The following is an 18,787-nucleotide window of genomic DNA, read 5'->3' on the forward strand; positions in this document are numbered from 1 at the left end:
AGCACAAAAAAGCAACCCCTAGGGGTTGCTTTTTTGTTTGTAGAGAGTAAATCTCGAAGATTAACCGTTGATAGCAGGAGCGCTCATAGCTACAGGAGCTACATCAACAGCAGCCAAATCGAGTGGGAAGTTGTGAGCATTACGCTCGTGCATTACTTCCATACCCAAGTTTGCTCGGTTGATTACGTCTGCCCAGCTAGGTACTACACGACCTTGGCTATCAGAGATAGATTGGTTGAAGTTAAATCCATTCAAGTTGAATGCCATGGTGCTTACGCCCAATGCGGTGAACCAAATGCCGACTACTGGCCATAGTGCCAAGAAGAAGTGCAATTGACGGCTGTTGTTGAAGGATGCGTATTGGAAAATCAAACGACCGAAGTAGCCGTGAGCTGCAACGATGTTGTAGGTTTCTTCTTCTTGTCCGAATTTGTAGCCTGCGTTTTGGCTTTCGTTTTCGGTGGTTTCACGAATCAAGCTGGAAGTTACCAAGGAACCGTGCATTGCACTGAACAAGGAACCACCGAACACACCTGCTACTCCCAACATGTGGAAAGGATGCATCAAGATGTTGTGTTCTGCTTGGAATACGATCATGAAGTTGAATGTACCAGAGATTCCCAAAGGCATACCGTCTGAGAAGGAGCCTTGTCCGATTGGGTAGATCAAGAATACTGCGGTTGCTGCGGCTACGGGTGCGGAGTATGCTACTGCGATCCATGGACGCATTCCGAGACGGTAGGATAGTTCCCATTCACGTCCCATGTAGCAGAAAATTCCGATCAAAAAGTGGAAAATTACCAATTGGTAAGGACCACCGTTGTATAGCCATTCATCAAGGCTATCTGCTTCCCAAATGGGGTAAAAGTGCAGGCCAATTGCGTTGGAGGAAGGTACAACTGCGCCAGAAATCATGTTGTTACCGAATAGCAAGCTGCCTGCTACTGGTTCACGGATACCGTCAATATCGACAGGAGGGGCTGCGATGAAGGCGATGATGAAGCAAATTGTGGCGGAGAGTAAGCAAGGGATCATGATTACGCCGAACCAACCTACATACAGGCGGTTTTCGGTGCTGGTGATCCAATTGCAAAACTGATCCCACAGTGACGCGCTTTCACGTCTTTGTACTGCTGTTGTCATGATTGCAAATAATCCTATTGGGAATGAATAAGTTATGAAAATTTATATATAAGCTTGCGCTTATTAATTAGATTAGGGTAAGTGTTGAGTATTGTAAATAGTTGGAATCTTAAATCTATCTATAGTTGAATGTGCAATTTGGCAACCCCTAAATATTCAGATGTAATTAGAAATTACCGAGCATCTTTACTTCGGTTTCCAGTACCACCCCATAGCGATCGCTGATTACAGTTTTAATGTGTTCTATGAGACTAAAAATATCTTGGGCTTTTGCGTTGCCAAGGTTAACGATGAAGTTAGCGTGTAACTCCGAAATTTGGGCATTACCAATTTGATAACCCTTCAGTCCTGCATCTTGAACCAGCTTGGCAGCGAATTGAGGTAGAGGATTACGAAATACACTACCGCAATTGGGTAAATGATATGGCTGGGTAGTATGCCTTGCCTTGAGCTTGGCTTCAGTATCCGCAGCGATCGCTTCTGGTTTACCACCGATTTGAAATTTGAGGGTTGCACCTGTCACTAGATATAGTGATTCTTGTAAAGCTGAAGTGCGATAACTGAAATTCAAATCCTTTGGATAAATCAGCTTAGTTTCACCAGTTAATGTCACTGTCTGCACCTCCACAACACAATCAGCAGCACATCCGCCCTGCGCCCCTGCATTCATGACTACCAATCCCCCCACAGTGCCCGGAATACCAACCGCCCATTCAAAGCCAGCCCAACCATGACTGGCAACTTGCATAGCTAAACGAGCAACAGGCTCACCTGCGGCGGCAGTAACCTGCCCAGTTTGTTCATCAAACTCGATGCCCCGCAAATGTCTAGTACAAATTACTAGTCCTTCTAAACCATCGTCACTGATTAGAAGGTTGCTGCCTGCACCAATAATTGTGAGCGGTAACTGGCGATCGCTTGCCCATGCCAAACTAGCCGCCAACTCATCATTAGAGCGTGGCGAGATGAAATATTCAGCCGCGCCTCCAACTTTCATAGAGGTCAATCCCGCAAGGGAAACATGAGCACGGATTGGCGGTTGGTCTGGTAAATCGATAGACATAGAAAGATTTAGTTCTAATGATAGAAAAGCTTGCAATCTGCAAACCAATCTCAGAATTTAAGCTCAGGCTTTGATAGCTGTTGCTATTTCCTGCATAGTGGGGGCAATTACCTGATTGAGATTACCAGCACCGAGAAATACAGCTAAGTCGCCCGACTTTAGGTTTTCCACTAAAAAGTCTTGCACATCCTTAAGCGTTTGCTGGTAGTGAACCTGATCGCGGATATTTGCGATCGCTTTTGCCATCTGCTCACCCGTGATCTTGCCATCATTAGGTTCACTTGCTGCGTAGATATCTGTGACCACTACTACATCAGCATCACCAAAGGACTGACTAAACTCATCCAAAAATCTAAGGGTGCGACTATAGCGGTGGGGCTGAAAAATGGCAATCACACGGCTATTCGTATTTTGCTGTCTTGCCGAAGCAAGAGTAGCAATAATTTCGCTAGGGTGATGAGCATAGTCATCAACAAAGGTAATCCCATCTTGTATACCCTTAATCTCAAACCGTCTGCTTGCGCCCACAAAATCAGGTAGCGCATCAGCGATCGCTTGCCATTCCACACCAACATAACGCGCTACAGCGATCGCCGCTAGAGCATTACTCAAATTATGTTTACCAAGCAATCCCAAAGAAAGTTTGCCTAAGGTTTGCCCACGCTCAATTACCACTGCTTGCGTATCAGACGGAGTGTACTGCACATCCGTCACCGTATAGTCAGCACTTGGATCGCTCAGGCTATAGGTAATATCAGACTTGATATGAGCTTTGACTGTTGGGCAATCAAGACAACCAATCATTACTTCACAACGCTTTGCAAAGGCTTGAAAAATCTCAATTACCTGTTCAAGACTGTTGTAGTGATCGGGATGATCTAGCTCGATATTAGTAATTACACCAATATGAGATAAAAACTTCACCAGAGTGCCGTCGGATTCATCAGCCTCGGCGACCAAATATTTACCATTGCCGAGCCGCGCATTGCCCTGCCATGCGCTCACCTCACCGCCAATAATAATGCTGGGATCAACTCCAGCTTTAAGTAATAAAAAGCCAACTAAGCTACTGGTTGTGGTTTTACCATGAGTACCTGCGATCGAAATACCTTGAAACTGCTCGATCAAAGCTGCCAATAAATCTGAACGATGTAAAATTGGCAGTCCATTAGCTAGGGCTACTTGAAATTCGGGATTCTGTTGATTGATTGCTGTAGAACAGACAACTTGAGGCGCATTTGCCAAATCGATGTTGTCTGCGTGATGCCCTTTAAAGACCTTGACACCGAGATCCTGTAGTTTTTGAGTGATGCGATTGCTACTAAGATCTGAGCCAGAAACCGTAAAGCCTTGCTTTGCCAAGATATAGGCGATCGCTGACATGCCGATCCCACCAATACCCACAAAATGAAACGGTCTACCGCTGAAATCAACTGGATTCAGCATTTATACTTTTTACCTACCAAATAACGAGCCTAATAATAACAGATTACAATGTGGTACAGCAAAGCTAGGCTTATGGTTAAACCATCAAAGCTTCCAAGCCTTCAGGGTTCAGAATACATAAAACATCGCGATCGGGGATACGCTGAATCAAACTTTTGCGCTCTAGCTTACCAAGTACACGAGTTACAGTTTCCCTAGCTAAACCACTTAAACTACTGAGTTCGCGATGAGGTAAGTTGGGTATTTCTACACCACTAGTCCCCTTAGTACCCTGACCTTCTGCTAAAAACAAAAGCACATCAGCAACTCGTGAAGTGCTATCTGCTTCCCGCAACCGTAAACGACGATTGACTTGGCGTAAGCGCTTCGCCATTAACCTTGCCAGATGAATACCTGCGGCTGGTTCTGTCTCAATCAAATGTACAAAGTCAGAGGCAGGAAGGCTACCAATTGTTGTGGGTGTCAGCGTAATCACATCCGTTGAGCGTGGTACTTGATCGAGGGGAGCCATCTCACCAAACATTTCGCCAAATCCAAGAATGTTGAGAGTGATTTCTTTGCCATCAAGATTATAGGTACGAATTTTTGCCCAGCCACTCAAAATAAAGTAAACCGAGTTACCCCAGTCATTTTCCAGCAAAATCACCTGATCGGCTGGATGGGTGCGCGTAACCATATGGGCAGTGGCCCTTATCACTGCCTCATCAGGCAACCCCATAAAAAATGGGGCAGACATAATTTTTTGCTGAAGATCAGTTCCATCCCGCATAGTAGCTGCTCGTAGCCCCTAAAAACTTTGCTGTAAATGTTATTATCTGGAAAAATTCATTGTCAGTAACTACTTTATCTGAGTTTGGAACAAAGACATTGCCAATCAGCACAATGACTTAGCTATCTCAGTAATTATTATAGTTAGGACTCATACAATGCTAATGAGTTTACTGGGTTTTGAGGAGATTTGGTACGGGCTTCGCCCGCACCAAATCTCCTCAATGAGTAATTCCTAATAGTCTGAGATATAGCGTTTCGCAGCCTAGTAAATTACGGGTTTGTTTACCTGACGAATGCATGGGAACAAGCCTCTATAGCTCGCTTGCTTGAAAATCGCTATAAATATTTATTTTAGTTATTCAGTATCTTATGTAGTCTTGATGCGAGGGCTTTGATGATTCCTTGAGGATGAAGTTCATCTGGGGGAATAATCGATGCTTCAATATCAGCAACTACTTCCGAGGGTAGGTCTAATATTCTAACCAATCTTTGGTAAGCTGCAGCTTCATCAAGATTGACCCTTGGCTCATCAGGATTACGACGACTAGCCTGAATCACTTGGTATCCTAGCCTCAGAGTTAGTTTGCGATCTTCAATACTCTTAATATGTGGCACAACTTCTTCTAAAGGTATGTTTTGCCCTAAATATTCTCTGAGACGACTTTTGAGAGAGTTACGCTCTGCGTCAGTCTTGGCAAACAAGGCAGCAAATTCATCCAGCATGAGGCGAATTTCATCGGGTTCAAGCTTGCCATCAGCCCAAGCCATTGCCGCAACTGCACGAAGAATATCCATCTGACGGGGACTAATCGGAGGTGGGAGTTCTTGAAGTGTCATAGATTTACCCGCAAGTCAAATTTGTTTGCCAAATATGGACAAATCATAGGGCAAAGCATAGGGATGATTTTGTTAAAACATTCCGTATTTCATCAATATTAACGACCAGCCCCAGTTACATCCTGTTGAAGCTTATTTTGAAAGCATGGCAAAGCCGCGCTTTCAAAAATTTATCTGTTTTTTAATTCAGCGAAACTTGCTGTAACTAAGAATTTGTTGATGAAATCTTTTGCTGAAGTAAAGTTGTGTTGATCGCGCTGAGATTTATTTGAATTTCGAGACGTTGCTTTTCATCTCGAAATAGTAAAACCGTGTCGCCATTAGGTTGAGTGAGGCTACCAAATTGTGGATCATCTAACTGAATCTTTTGATAGACAATTTTAGGCAACGTAACACGAAGTTGATAACTTCTGCCTGATGATGGCAATACGTCTAACTGTTGGTTAAATAGATCGAGCTGGAGGTAGCCAACCGAGATATTGCGCTCGTCGGGGCTATTGGGCTTGTACCAATAGAGGGTAATACCACGGAAGCTAGGGTTTTGAATCGTGAAGGTTTCGTCGAGAGCTTGTTTGCTCCAATCGATCGCTTCGCGATTGGTATTGTCGTTAATGGGGCGTTGTTGCCAAATAATTTCTTGTCCCGCAAGGGATACCCACCATTGGGCAATGCGGGCAAGATTTGCCTCAGCATCAGGATCAGTGCTGCCAAGTTGCCAAGTAATGGTTGATTCCATTATTTTTTAGGTGCGCTTATTTGTCATTACAGCAAAGAATTTTTTGAAAGACTGACTTTGTCAGTCTTTCAAAAAATTCTTTGTAGGGCTTTTGTTTACAAAAGGCTGTATAAAAGGATAGCAGATACGCTTGAGGAGATGTAAGGGCAATGTTTGGAATCGGTTGGCCAGAGTTAGTTGTAATTTCGCTTGTGGGTGTAGCAATTTTTGGAGCTAAGCGTATCCCTGAGATCGGACGCAGTGTGGGGCAAGCTCTCCGAGGGTTTCAAGATGAGATAAAGGGACAAGGTGAAGCCGAAGTGTCAAATACATCAGACAAAGACAATTAGAGAAACTTTTGAAGGCGCTGCAAAGCAGTGCTTTCAAAAGTTTCTCTGCACTAATTTAAATAGGCTGCACTCAATTAATTGTTTGTGTGCGATAAGGGACTTGCTATTAATCAAAGTACCTGTGGCTTCGACTCCGCTCAGCCAACGTTAGCTGAGCGAAGTCGAAGCTAGATAACTTTGGTGGGACATTTTTTATCCGCAAGAGCCTAAGTTTTAGTTGACTTTAGCAAAAGCTTCCTGTGAGGTAGTTTGAAATTGGTTAAGAAGCTCGACATAAGTTTCGCCTTGGGCAATTAGTTGAATGAGGCGATCGCTCGGCAGATCATCGATAAAATCTTCATCTAAAGCATCTGCTTGGGATAGATACATATCTTTGTCACAGAGCGCTCTTACTGGTGTTGAGAGATTAATCTTGAGATGTTGTGGGGGAATATTGGGTAACTTGCTTGCCCATTCGATCGCTACAACACCGAGGGGAAAATCTTCGCCACGCCAATATTCTTCTAAGTGAAGGCTAGGGACTTGAGATGGTTCTAGGCGATAGAGATCGATGTGATACAGTGGCAGTCGCCCTTCGGTATATTCATCGATGAGGGTAAAGGTAGGGCTAGCGATCGTGGTGCTAATACCAAGAGCATGACCAAAAGCCTGCATAAAAGTAGTTTTGCCACTACCCAGATTTCCCTCTAGCAAAATGATTGTACCTGCGGGAACAAGTTGGGCAAGTTGGGTTGCGATCGCTTGGGTCTCATCTAGATTCTTGGCATAAAGGTCAATCTTTAAAGTCTCAGTCATATATTCAGGTAGACTTTTGTACTAGGGAAAGAGTTTATTGCTATTAGTTAAAAGCAAACTCTATCAATACCTTGTTTTTTATTATTGTGCGAATTTCGGCAAAGCTTTTATGGATACGGATACTCCTCAGTCACTGGCTCATCTTGATCAAAGTGGTAATGCTCAAATGGTGGATGTGACTCATAAACCACCAACAGTAAGACGGGCGATCGCAGTATGCGAAATATCCATGAAAACAACGACCTTGGACGCAATCCAAGCAGGAAACTTACCGAAAGGGGACGTTTTAGGTACGGCAAGATTGGCAGGGATTATGGCAGCCAAGCAAACTGCCAATTTAATCCCAATGTGTCATCCTCTGAATTTAACTGGTGTCGATGTCAAAATTATCTTAGATGAAAATATTCCAGGCTATCAAATTGAAGCAGAGGTCAAGACTAAGGCTGAGACTGGGGTAGAAATGGAGGCATTAACTGCTGTTACCATCGCGGCTCTCACCATTTACGATATGGCTAAATCCTTAGAAAAGACGATGGTTATCTCCAATGCAAGGTTACTGCACAAGAGTGGGGGAAAGTCAGAAGACTTCAATTTACCGAGAGGAGCATTTTGCGATCTTTAAAAGCAAACTCTTAGGCAGTTTTGTGTCCTGCGATCGCAATTAGTTCTCGGACTTGAGATTCAGGCAATTGGGTCTCGATATTGACAGTTTTGGAGGCAGGATCACCTGTAACTATTGCTGATGTATCGGCAGATTGGATCGCTTTGGAAATTGTTTCGATACAACTAGCACAACCGATGGAGGGAACTGACAACTTTAAAGACATAGTAAGGCAGAACTCTAAAAGAAAATAAATACTCTTAGATTATAAATCTCTATGTAAGCAGGTTGGCATACATTACTTCTTCCCCTTAAACTGACGTTAACTATACAATTCAAAATCTGTGTTGCACGCTGCGCTTATGACACAGGTTTTTGTTCTGTTTTTTAATATGCTCAGCAACTTACTTTTCACTGTAGAATTAATACAACCGCGATATTTGGTATAAGGATGTGGCTATCTATGCAAAATATCCTAGATCATATTCAATGCGGAATTTTTGTTTTGACCGTTGAGTCAAATCCAGATCAATCAACTATCAGCAATCTGGAGTTCACACTGCGCTTTGAAACTACCAATCTTGCTTTTGTACATCTGGTATTTGGGGAACGAATTGTCGATCAAACAGTTAATCTGATTGGGTTAACGGTTCATGAGTGTTTGCCTTTAGAATTTGTCAATTCCTTAAATACACATATTAATCAATGCTTGCGATCGCAACAAAAAGTTGAGTATGAAGCACATCTTGATCTGATTACTAATCGGGTTTTATTAATTTCGTTATCACTTAAAACTGACAATAATGATCATACGCAAAAGATAATCGGTACTTGTCAAGACATCACAAATTTGTCGCGCTCTAAAACTCATGTTAGATATGCCAATGATCAAAAATTCGGTCATTTGGTAAATTCTGTTTCCGATGCTTTTGTAGTAGTTGATCATGAGGGGATTGTTCGCTACGTTAACCGAGCCGCCGAAGAAATGTTTGGATGTAAGTCGGAAGATATTATTGGTGAAAGTTTTGGCCTGCCTATAGTTGCAGGAGAGAGTACAGATATAGACATTCTCAATCAAGGTAAGACGACCTCGGCGGAAATGCGAGTATCAGAAACCATTGATGAAGATCGCAGGGTATATGTAGTTGCCTCTTTACGTGATGTTTCTGAGCGCAATCGTGTCGAAGAATCTCTAAAATTACGCGAACGGGCGATCGCGGCAAGTTCTAATGGGATAGTAATTACCGATGCCACGCAACCAGACAATCCCATGATCTATGTAAATCCTAGCTTTGAGCGGATTACAGGTTATAGCGCGGCAGAAGTAATTGGACGTGATTGTAAATTTCTTCAAGGTGGCGATCGCAATCAGATTGGGCTCTTAGATTTACGCCAAGCTATTAAGGAACAGCGGGAATGTCATGCTGTACTACTTAACTATCGCAAGGATGGAACACCATTTTGGAATGATTTATATATTGCACCAGTATTTAACGATCATGGAGATCTAACCAACTATATTGGCATTCAAACCGACATCACCGAACAAGTCAAATCCACGCAAAGATTACTAGAAAGTGAAGAACGTTTACGGACAGTCCTGACATCAATTAAGGAAGGGATCACCTTTAGTGATGACTCAGGCTATTTCTCAATTTTTAATGCTGGGATGGAGAACCTCACGGGATACACGATCGCTGAGGCAAATGCTAGTCATGACTTTACTAATTTTTTATATCCTGATCGGAGTGAGCATGACAAGGCTTTACAACGCTTACAACAATTACAAGAAACTGGTCGCGCAACTACTGTTGAAACTCGAATCTGTCATAAAGATGGCACATTTAAAGATGTTTTAGTTTCGACAAGAATCATGCTCTATAAGGGGAAACGCATGTATTTGAGTAGTTACTATGACATTACCGAACGGAAGAGAGTTGAGACACAACTGCGCTATCAAAGTGAAAGAGAACGGTTATTAAATGCAATTTTACTTAAAATTCAGCGAGAGTTGAATCTCGAACAAATTTTAGCAATCACAGTTAAAGAAGCTCAAGAATTATTACGCATTGATCGAGTCGCGATCTATCAGTTTAATCAAGATTGGAGCGGTACATTTGTCGTTGAAGCAGTTAATGATTCATCATTATCAATCCTTGGGAAAACCATCAATGATCCATGCTTCAACCAAGAGAATATTCAAAAATATTATAAACAACCAATATCAAGTATTAATGATGTTGAGAATGCCGAAATTAGCCCATGCCACAAAGATCTTTTACAGCAATTTCAAGTCAAAGCTAATATTGTCGTTACGATTTCCTTTGGAGATACCCTATGGGGATTACTAATTGCTCATCAGTGCTTAGAAACACGTCTGTGGGAAGAATTTGAGATTGATTTACTAAGGCAATTAGCAAATCATGTGGCGATCGCGATTCAGCAGGTCAAATTATTTGAGCGCGTGCAAGACCTTAATAAAAATCTCGAATGCCAAGTTGCTGAGCGCACTCAACAACTAGAGCAAAGTCTGAGCCAGCTTGAAAGAGCTTTACTCAAAGAAAAAGAACTAAATGAACTCAAATCTCAATTTATTTCTAGAGCCTCCCATGAGTTTCGGACTCCTCTTGCTACCATTCAAACCGCTAGTGACCTATTACGCAACTATGGACATAAAATGTCCAATGAGAAAAAGCTGGAAAGAATTGATAAGATTCAACGCGAAGTCAAGGGGATGACTAGCCTTTTAGAAGAAGTATTAGTCATTGGTAAAACTGAATCTGGAAAGTTTGAACTACGCGGAGAGACGATTAACTTAGAAGCTTTTTGTTTAGAGATTATTGAGCAAGCAAAGCTATTAGGCAATGGCAAGCATCATGTCATATTTAAAAATATTAATGCGCCGACAAATATCGTAATTGATACTAAGTTCTTCAAACAAATTATTTCTAATCTATTATCAAATGCAATTAAATATTCGCCTAATAGTACTGAAGTTAATTTTACGATTTCGCAAACTAGCGATCGCGTACCTAAACTATTATTAGAATTTCAAGACTATGGAATAGGCATTCCTGAAATTGATCAAGAAAAGGTTTTTGAGCATTTTTATCGTGCTCATAATGTTGGTATGATTGCAGGAACTGGGTTAGGCATGGCAATTATCAAAAATTCCATTGACATTCTCGGTGGCACAGTTCAACTTACCAGTGTTGAAAATAAGGGGACAACTGTCCGAGTGAAGTTGCCAATATCTATGGGTTAGGGGAAGTGGAGCCAAATACTACTTATTCCAATCTAAAAAACTTGATAGAAAAAACACAATCATGACAACGATTTTAGTGATCGAAGATGTAGAAGCTTTACGCGAAGAGATCATGGAGACGCTCTCCTATGAGGGATTTGATGTGTTAGGGGCGGAAAATGGAGTTGTGGGGGTACAAACTGCTAAAACCTATCTGCCAAATTTAATTATCTGCGATATCGCCATGCCAGAGCTGGATGGCTATGGGACTCTCATGGCACTACGCCAAGAGCCAAAAACATCAATGATTCCGTTTATTTTTTTAACGGCGATGACTGATAAGGCGGATATGCGCCAAGCGATGCAATTGGGGGCGGACGACTATCTCACTAAGCCATTTACCTCTTCAGAACTATTAGGAGCGATCGCCTCCCGCTTACAGAAATACAACACTGTGAGAGAGCATTATTACGATGAAATCAAAGCTGTTGGTGCAAGATTTGAATATTTGTCTCACCACGATGGACTCACCCAGCTACCTAATCGGATTTTGTTTCATGAGTCTTTAACCCAAGCAGTACTGCACGCCAAAATCAATAATAAGTCCCTAGCTTTACTCTTCTTAGATATGGACAACTTCAATATCATTAACAACACCCTTGGTAATGATATTGGAGACCAACTGTTCAAAGCGATCGCTGAACGACTGAGGCGTTATACTGCCCCCTGCGATATGGTGGCTCGCATACAGGGCGATGAGTTTGCAATGATCATCTCTGATGTATCTGATCCGATGAGCATCAAAATTGAAAGTCAAAAAATCTTAGATCTGTTAAGTCGTCCCTACAATTTGTATGGACATGAAGTTTTTATCACTAGTAGTATTGGGATTACTATTTTTCCTGATGATCACCAAGAAGCAGAAGGATTAATCAAAAATGCTGAACTAGCGATGTACTATGCCAAAACCCATGGCAGAAATAGCTACAAGTTATATAGTTCAGAGCTAAATATCCAATCTTCCGAATATATGGCTTTAGCCAATAGCCTCCATCGCGCAATCGATCGCTATGAGTTCCGAGTATTTTATCAACCTCTAGTTGATCTAAAGTCTGGACAGATCGTTGGTGCTGAAGCTCTAGCAAGGTGGCAGCATCCTGATCTAGGGATCATTATGCCTAGCAAATTTATTCCCATTGCTGAGCAGACAGGCTTGATTCTCCGCTTAAGTGAGTTAATTCTCCGTGAAGTTTGTGAGCAAATGCGATCATGGCGAGACAGTGGGATCAACTATGGTTTTGTTGCTGTGAACTTATCAGGTCAGCATTTTCGCCCAGATAACAACTTGCTCGAAATCATTGGCAAGATTTTGCAAGAAAGTAATACCGATCCACAACATTTAGAACTAGAACTCACCGAAAGTATCATCATGCAAAATGCTGAATTTACGATTGGGGTGTTGTCACAATTGCAAACTATGGGTGTCAAAGTTGCGATCGATGACTTTGGTACGGGCTATTCATCCCTTAGCTATCTCAAACATTTTCCAGTGAATACCCTCAAAATCGATCGCTGTTTTATCCAAGATGTCACCACAGATCGCCACGATGCCACAATTTCTTTAGCAATTATTGATCTTGCCCATAGTTTGTCATTGCAAGTTATTGCTGAAGGTGTAGAAACTGCGGAACAAATGCAGTTTTTAAAAGAGCATGGGTGCGATCAAATGCAAGGCTATTTCTTTAGTCCGCCCTTACCTGCACCTGAATTTGAAAAGATGTTAGTTGATGGCAAAAGTTTGTAGAGTCTTTATTTGATTAGATTTTGATGGAGCTTTTTTTGAGATTTTGGGTACTTTAAAAATGATTACTATGAAATCTTCACAAATTAGGGATTTTATTAGGTATGCTAGCGAGTAAAATTTTGTAGAGTTCTTTCAAACCATACTTCATGAGTACATCTAAACGCGCTTTAATTACAGGCATTACTGGTCAAGATGGATCTTATTTATCAGAACTTTTACTAGCTAAAGGATACGAAGTCCATGGCATCATCCGCCGTTCTTCAACGATCAATACCGATCGCATTGATCATATGTATCAAGATCCCCATCTACCAGAGACTAAATTATTTTTGCACTATGGCGATTTAACTGATGGCACAACATTAGGGCGTATTTTAGAAGCTGTACAACCTCATGAAGTCTATAACCTCGGAGCACAATCCCATGTACGTGTCAGTTTTGACTCTCCTGAATATACCGTTGATGCTGTAGGCATGGGAACTCTGAGACTCTTAGAAGCTCTGCGCGATTATCAGCAACGTAATGATAAGGAGATTCGCTTTTATCAAGCAGGTTCTTCTGAGATGTATGGGTTAGTGCAAGCTGTCCCCCAAAGTGAAACCACTCCTTTTTATCCTCGCAGCCCCTACGCTTGCGCTAAGGTATACGCCCATTGGCAAACAGTAAACTATCGCGAATCCTATGGATTATTTGCTTGCAATGGTATTTTATTTAATCACGAGTCTCCAAGACGTGGCGAAACCTTTGTCACCCGCAAAATTACAAGGGCGATCGCGCGTATCGTTGCAGGTCAACAGAAAAAGCTGTATTTAGGTAATCTTGACTCCAAGCGTGACTGGGGCTATGCCAAAGACTATGTTGAGGCAATGTGGTTAATGTTGCAGCAAGATCAACCCGATGACTATGTGATTTCGACTGGCGAAACCCATTCAGTGAGAGAGTTTCTTGAAGAATCATTTGCCTATGTCAATCTCAAATGGGAAGACTATGTAGAAATCGATCCCCGTTATTTCCGACCTGCGGAAGTCGATCTGTTATTAGGTGATTGCACTAAGGCAAAACAAAAACTGGGTTGGGAACCCAAAGTAACCTTCAAGGGATTAGTTGAGCTAATGGTTGATGCCGATTTAGAAGCATTGGGCTTGCCTAATCCTAAAGGTACTGAAGCTAAGGACATTGCTACCTTGAGAAAGGCTGGGCAGCCTTCAACTTGGTAATTTAAAAGCCCTACAAAGTAGGGCTTTTAAATTACTTTAAATCTTTACAAATTGTTTTCATTTCAAAGAAATTTCTATGCCAGAACCTCAAGCAACTTTTCAACTAAAAAAGGATCAATTCAAAGATCAAAAGATTCTCGTCACTGGTGGTGCTGGTTTTCTAGGCAAGCAGGTGATCTCTCAACTCGTTGCCTCAGGCGCTAATCCAGAGTTAATCACCGTACCTAGATCAAAAGAGCATGATTTGCGATCGTTAGCAGTTTGCGAAAAAGTCGTTCAAGGTCAGGATTTAATCATCCACCTTGCTGCACATGTTGGCGGCATTGGACTCAATCGCGAAAAACCTGCTGAATTGTTTTACGACAACTTGATGATGGGTGTGCAATTAATTCATTCGGCATATCAAGCTGGTGTCCAAAAATTTGTCTGTGTTGGCACAATCTGCGCCTATCCTAACTTTACCCCCATCCCTTTCAAAGAGTCTGACCTCTGGAATGGCTATCCTGAAGTTACTAATGCCCCCTATGGCGTAGCCAAAAAAGCGTTGCTCGTACAATTGCAGTCCTATCGACAACAATATGGGTTTAATGGTGTTTACCTTCTACCTGTGAATCTATACGGGCCTGAAGATAATTTTGATCCCCGTAGCTCCCATGTGATTCCTGCACTGATTCGTAAGGTTTATGAGGCTCAACAAAGAGGTGATCGCACTATTTCGGTATGGGGCGATGGTACACCTACTAGAGAGTTTGTCTATTCTGAAGATGCAGCGCGTGGCATTGTCTTAGCCTCAGGTATTTATAACGAATCTGAGCCAGTCAATATTGGCACTGGTTCTGAGATATCGATTAAGGACTTGATTCATTTAATTGCTGAGTTAATGGGCTACGAGGGCGAGATTGTCTGGGAAACCGACAAACCCAATGGTCAGCCCCGTCGTTGTCTTGATGTTGAACGCGCAAAACAAGCCTTTGGATTCACCGCACAGGTAGGTTTCCGACAAGGTTTAAACCAAACGATCGCTTGGTATCGCCAGCACGCTGCATAATTTTTTTATTTGTCCATATGGGCAAACAAAAAAATTATCAAAAAAATTTGCTTTTTTACGATTCCAACTCTTGCATATGTACCAAGCTTTGGTATGATTAAAATCCGCACGATGAAATAAGCAACTTATTTAAAGTTACTGTGACATTAAGCGAGGAGAGATGGCCGAGTGGTTGAAGGCGCAGCACTGGAAATGCTGTTTAGGGGAAACTTTAACGAGGGTTCGAATCCCTCTCTCTCCGTTAAAAAAATGACCCATGCTAAGCGTGGGTCATTTTTTTATAACCAATTACCGACCAAAATAAAGGAAGCCCAAAAGTATGGATGCTTCAAATTGATGTCATCAGAAACCTGATTTAGAGGTATTGCTGGCAAGTTACCAATCCCTTTGATCTTTCCTGCTTCAATTGTTACCCTACCTTCTAAGAGATCTAATTGTGCTTGCTGAATGGCGATCGCCTTACTCTTGGCTGTTGGATAATAATTGTAAAAAGATAACATTAATGCGGGTGTTCCTGCATCGCTGACAGTCCATAGTGATGAGAGAATACTCTTTGCTCTATAAATTAGCATAGTTCCACTCAAGCCTAAATTTTGTCCAACGGCTGTCTGACATGCGCTCAGTGCAAGCATTTCTATTTTGTTTTCTCCTAACCTTATTGTTTTAATATCTTCTAGAGATAGGCGGTTTTGCCAAAATTGAATGAATGCACCTTCAGGAGTATTACTTAAAAATTGAGCATGAGTTGCTAAATGGACAATATCATAATTAGTATTGTTCGCATTTTGCTGTTTTTTGAGGTTCTCAATCGTAAATTCTTCATCGAGAAAGACTCTTTCATTGCCACCAAACATCTTTAAAGCAGTTTGAGTTTCTACTGCTACATTCGGCAAAGCAGAAAAGCCTTGCATTGCTTTTGTCAAGCCCATTATGAGTATTTTGGAACGTCGGCGATCGCGTAACTGTAGGTCATCCCGCAAGTCCTTTATTACTAATCTCATGGATGGTACTGTTGCTGTGGCATATTTCTGCACTAGGAACTTATTGCCATCATGCAAAGCTCCTATGGGAATCGCTCTTAATGGTCCATCCATCACAAAAACGAGAGTCTTAGCTTTTGCTTCAGTCAATTCTACTTCGATCGGTCTAATCAACCAGTTGTAGAGCTTCTGGGCTGATGGTAAATAATCTTCACTACTAGGATCGCGAATAGAGTTCAGAAGCTCGACTAATGTGTCTGTCAAATCCTGTTGATTAACATTAGTAACAACTTTGCGGAATTCTTTCCCTGACGGTAGAACAACTAAAATTTTTATCCGATCTTCCAAAATCTCTGGGTAGATCACAACTGTTTGACTATTAGTCGCTGTTGATATGCTCGCGATTGTTTGTTGTAACAACTCACTGTCAATTGGAGGGAAATCAGAAGGAGAACAATTCCCTGTATATCCGCATATTAAGCTAGTTTGTGAGTTATCTAGCTGTTCTATACTGCGAGGCTGGTTTGTAGATTGAGATAGATTACACATCGAGCCTGTAAGGCGATCGCATGTTAACGAATCTGATTTGGGTAAAGTGTCAACAGGTCCTGATTTTGTAATTGAAGTTCCAGGACTAGGAGCTATAAACGGAGAGAATGATTGAGACTTAATTGACTGAATTGATGGTATCAGGAAAAAACCTATTCCCCCAACCAAAACAAGTCCTAATTTTTGGGCAAACGAATATAATTTCATGAGTTTCTAAAATCTGAAAGTAGTGCGAATAGTACCAATCGTAATCGTGTCACTACCTGCTGTTTGAATAGGGTGAAACACAAAAATTAGTCCAGGGGTAATGCTGATGTTATCGGTCAATCGATGCACGTAGAAAAGTTCTAAATGGGTAGTAGTATCAGGCTGTCCGCCAATAGCAGCACCGCTTGTATTAGGAAAGCCAAGAGCACCAGGGATATTAGCATCGTAGCCATTACGAGATATTAAATTGCTACTAGTTATTTTGGGCGGTTGTCCAATGTAAATACCAGCGAGATTACCCTGTTTAAACAGATCGGGAAAGTTCAGATAAACCATCCAATTATTTGTCTCAACCGTACCCGAATTGTCATTGAAAAACTTCCTATTACTATCTCTAATATTTACCGCATTAGAGTTGGTATAGCCACCCCAAGCGCCCAATGTAACATAAGGACTAATACGCCAGTTGATGGTTGCACCGATCGCATCTGTTAAAAATATAGTGGGATCAAAAAATGGGAAGGTGATTACATAATCGCCTATTCCTGTGTTGAGATTACCGTTGTTGGAAAATGAATGCAGATAATAGAGCGCAACATCAACTGAATTGGTGGGAGAGAGAGTTGCTTGCAACCCAGTTACATAAGAACCTCCTATCAGCCCTCCGTTAACTGGGTTTGCAGGATCGTTAGCTGCATAGACACCTTGTAAACTAACGCGATCGCTAATTTGCCAATCAAACCCAATTCCTGCAGATCCACCACCAAGCCCTAAGATAGGATTACGCTGGGCAAAGGCAGATATGGAACCAGTACCTGAATTCTCAATGCGATTCGCACCACGAAATACACTAATTGGACTTACCCCAGCCGCACCAACAATAAAAGATAGATTATCGCTTGCTTTGAAACGATAGGAAAGATCAGAAATTTTAATTTGGTTATTTGTATCACCTTCATATCCTAATAAGGTATAACCACGTTGTAAGATTTGCTCAGAATTATTACCAAGATTGAGGTTTGCTGAGTTTAAGCCAACAACCAAAAGGTTACGACTTGCAGAGTCAAACTGAGTAAATAAACTAAGACTGATGTTATAACCAAATGTTAAATTTGTACTTAAATCTGGCTTACCATTGTTAAGCTGCGGACGAGTTTTGAAATCAGCAGAATTAGGTAATCTTCCTTGCAATCCGAAAACAGCTTGTCCAAATAGTTTGGTGGTTGGTGAAAATTGTTGTGTCTCTAATTTAGATATTTTCTCTTCTAACGAAACTATTCGCCCACGCAAAATAGATAACTCGGTTGCAAACTCCTCTTGCAGTTTCTGAATAGTATTAACATCATCTTTGCTGACTTTACTGGCTAAACCAGCAGCGACTATTTCATTAATTTTATCTAAGCACCCATTTAAACCTGCTGCGAATTCATGCCGTGAAATTGTTCGCTGTCCTAAAAATTTACTATCTGGGTAGCCTGAAATACATCCATAACGTGCGACTAAAGATTGCAATGCAGTAAATGCCCAATCATTTGGTCGCACATCACTCAATTGAGACACTGGTGTAATCTCAGATTGCGAAAGATTATTTTCGGGATTAAAAGGAGCTATTTTATTTAGAGTAAGCTGGGTATTTAATTTTTGATTATTAGAATCTTTTAAAACCTTTGATGGAGCTTTAGCATCTATCTTTTCTGTGGAGATTGGCTTAGCAATTACTTGTGAGGAAAGACTTATTATTACAAATGCAGATACTATCCCCCATTGCCAGCCTCTAGAAAAAATCTTAATCAATAGAAAAATATTGATGCCAAGCGCATAATTCATTTTGCTTGCTCCAAAAAGCCTATATAGTTATTTGCAGATTTATATCACTTTGTCAAAAAATCTAACAACTCAATTAAAAGATATTGAGATATTTTAACAAGAATTATTAGATTAGAAAACAACAATTTACAATAAAACAATATAAAAACGTCAATTCTGAGTAAAATTGTAAATTTTATACATACATAAG

Annotated in this window: 16 protein-coding genes and 1 tRNA gene; 7 read left to right on the top strand and 10 right to left on the bottom strand. The window is 41.3% G+C overall.

The features are described 5' to 3' along the window. Positions 1 to 60 precede the first annotated feature (60 nt). From psbA to HC246_RS05160, 6 genes are all read right to left on the bottom strand, one after another. Positions 61 to 1,143 (bottom strand): photosystem II q(b) protein, encoded by a 1,083-nt coding sequence (gene psbA / locus HC246_RS05135; RefSeq protein ID WP_169362453.1) that lies wholly within the window; start codon positions 1,141 to 1,143, stop codon positions 61 to 63. 166 nt (positions 1,144 to 1,309) lie between these two features. Continuing rightward, complete coding sequence (gene murB / locus HC246_RS05140) at positions 1,310 to 2,206, bottom strand: UDP-N-acetylmuramate dehydrogenase (protein ID WP_169362454.1); 897 nt, start codon at positions 2,204 to 2,206, stop codon at positions 1,310 to 1,312. A gap of 63 nt (positions 2,207 to 2,269) precedes the next feature. Further along, a complete protein-coding gene (gene murC / locus HC246_RS05145) occupies positions 2,270 to 3,652 on the bottom strand; it encodes a UDP-N-acetylmuramate--L-alanine ligase (RefSeq protein ID WP_169362455.1) in 1,383 nt (460 codons plus the stop codon). A 76-nt stretch (positions 3,653 to 3,728) separates the two neighbouring features. Then, complete coding sequence (locus HC246_RS05150) at positions 3,729 to 4,388, bottom strand: Crp/Fnr family transcriptional regulator (RefSeq protein ID WP_263972440.1); 660 nt, start codon at positions 4,386 to 4,388, stop codon at positions 3,729 to 3,731. Positions 4,389 to 4,774: 386 nt separating this feature from the next. Further along, on the bottom strand, positions 4,775 to 5,260 hold the full coding sequence (locus HC246_RS05155; RefSeq protein ID WP_169362457.1) for a tellurite resistance TerB family protein: 486 nt from the start codon (positions 5,258 to 5,260) through the stop codon (positions 4,775 to 4,777). A gap of 205 nt (positions 5,261 to 5,465) precedes the next feature. Further along, positions 5,466 to 5,996 carry a hypothetical protein gene (locus HC246_RS05160; RefSeq protein ID WP_169362458.1) on the bottom strand — a complete coding sequence of 177 codons (531 nt, stop codon included), beginning with the start codon at positions 5,994 to 5,996 and terminating at the stop codon, positions 5,466 to 5,468. A 149-nt stretch (positions 5,997 to 6,145) separates the two neighbouring features. On the opposite strand from HC246_RS05160, the gene tatA reads away from it, so the two are divergent. Beyond that, entirely contained in the window at positions 6,146 to 6,325 is a 180-nt protein-coding gene (tatA, locus tag HC246_RS05165) for a twin-arginine translocase TatA/TatE family subunit (protein ID WP_169362459.1), read from the top strand. Between the two features lie 213 nt (positions 6,326 to 6,538). On the opposite strand, the gene tsaE is transcribed toward tatA, so the two are convergent. Beyond that, on the bottom strand, positions 6,539 to 7,120 hold the full coding sequence (gene tsaE / locus HC246_RS05170; RefSeq protein ID WP_169362460.1) for a tRNA (adenosine(37)-N6)-threonylcarbamoyltransferase complex ATPase subunit type 1 TsaE: 582 nt from the start codon (positions 7,118 to 7,120) through the stop codon (positions 6,539 to 6,541). A gap of 109 nt (positions 7,121 to 7,229) precedes the next feature. On the opposite strand from tsaE, the gene moaC reads away from it, so the two are divergent. Next, positions 7,230 to 7,742 carry a cyclic pyranopterin monophosphate synthase MoaC gene (gene moaC / locus HC246_RS05175; protein WP_169362461.1) on the top strand — a complete coding sequence of 171 codons (513 nt, stop codon included), beginning with the start codon at positions 7,230 to 7,232 and terminating at the stop codon, positions 7,740 to 7,742. Positions 7,743 to 7,752: 10 nt separating this feature from the next. Here moaC and HC246_RS05180 read toward each other — a convergent pair whose 3' ends face one another. Then, positions 7,753 to 7,947, bottom strand: a complete 195-nt coding sequence (locus HC246_RS05180) for a heavy-metal-associated domain-containing protein (protein ID WP_169362462.1) — start codon at positions 7,945 to 7,947, stop codon at positions 7,753 to 7,755. A 237-nt stretch (positions 7,948 to 8,184) separates the two neighbouring features. On the opposite strand from HC246_RS05180, the gene HC246_RS05185 reads away from it, so the two are divergent. From HC246_RS05185 to HC246_RS05205, 5 genes are all read left to right on the top strand, one after another. Further along, positions 8,185 to 10,986 (top strand): PAS domain S-box protein, encoded by a 2,802-nt coding sequence (locus HC246_RS05185; RefSeq protein WP_169362463.1) that lies wholly within the window; start codon positions 8,185 to 8,187, stop codon positions 10,984 to 10,986. Between the two features lie 61 nt (positions 10,987 to 11,047). Then, on the top strand, positions 11,048 to 12,769 hold the full coding sequence (locus HC246_RS05190; protein WP_169362464.1) for an EAL domain-containing response regulator: 1,722 nt from the start codon (positions 11,048 to 11,050) through the stop codon (positions 12,767 to 12,769). Positions 12,770 to 12,915: 146 nt separating this feature from the next. Beyond that, positions 12,916 to 13,986 carry a GDP-mannose 4,6-dehydratase gene (gene gmd / locus HC246_RS05195; protein ID WP_169362465.1) on the top strand — a complete coding sequence of 357 codons (1,071 nt, stop codon included), beginning with the start codon at positions 12,916 to 12,918 and terminating at the stop codon, positions 13,984 to 13,986. Between the two features lie 76 nt (positions 13,987 to 14,062). Continuing rightward, entirely contained in the window at positions 14,063 to 15,034 is a 972-nt protein-coding gene (locus HC246_RS05200) for a GDP-L-fucose synthase family protein (RefSeq protein ID WP_169362466.1), read from the top strand. A 154-nt stretch (positions 15,035 to 15,188) separates the two neighbouring features. Further along, a tRNA-Ser gene (locus HC246_RS05205) sits at positions 15,189 to 15,275 on the top strand. A 37-nt stretch (positions 15,276 to 15,312) separates the two neighbouring features. Here the strand turns inward: HC246_RS05205 and HC246_RS05210 are convergent. Together HC246_RS05210 and HC246_RS05215 are read right to left on the bottom strand one after the other, a co-directional pair. Continuing rightward, complete coding sequence (locus tag HC246_RS05210; RefSeq protein WP_169362467.1) at positions 15,313 to 16,770, bottom strand: CHAT domain-containing protein; 1,458 nt, start codon at positions 16,768 to 16,770, stop codon at positions 15,313 to 15,315. Positions 16,771 to 16,776: 6 nt separating this feature from the next. Then, a complete protein-coding gene (locus HC246_RS05215; protein WP_169362468.1) occupies positions 16,777 to 18,597 on the bottom strand; it encodes an iron uptake porin in 1,821 nt (606 codons plus the stop codon). Between the last annotated feature and the right edge of the window lie 190 nt (positions 18,598 to 18,787).

Source organism: Pseudanabaena yagii GIHE-NHR1, from assembly GCF_012863495.1.
Lineage (GTDB): Bacteria > Cyanobacteriota > Cyanobacteriia > Pseudanabaenales > Pseudanabaenaceae > Pseudanabaena > Pseudanabaena yagii.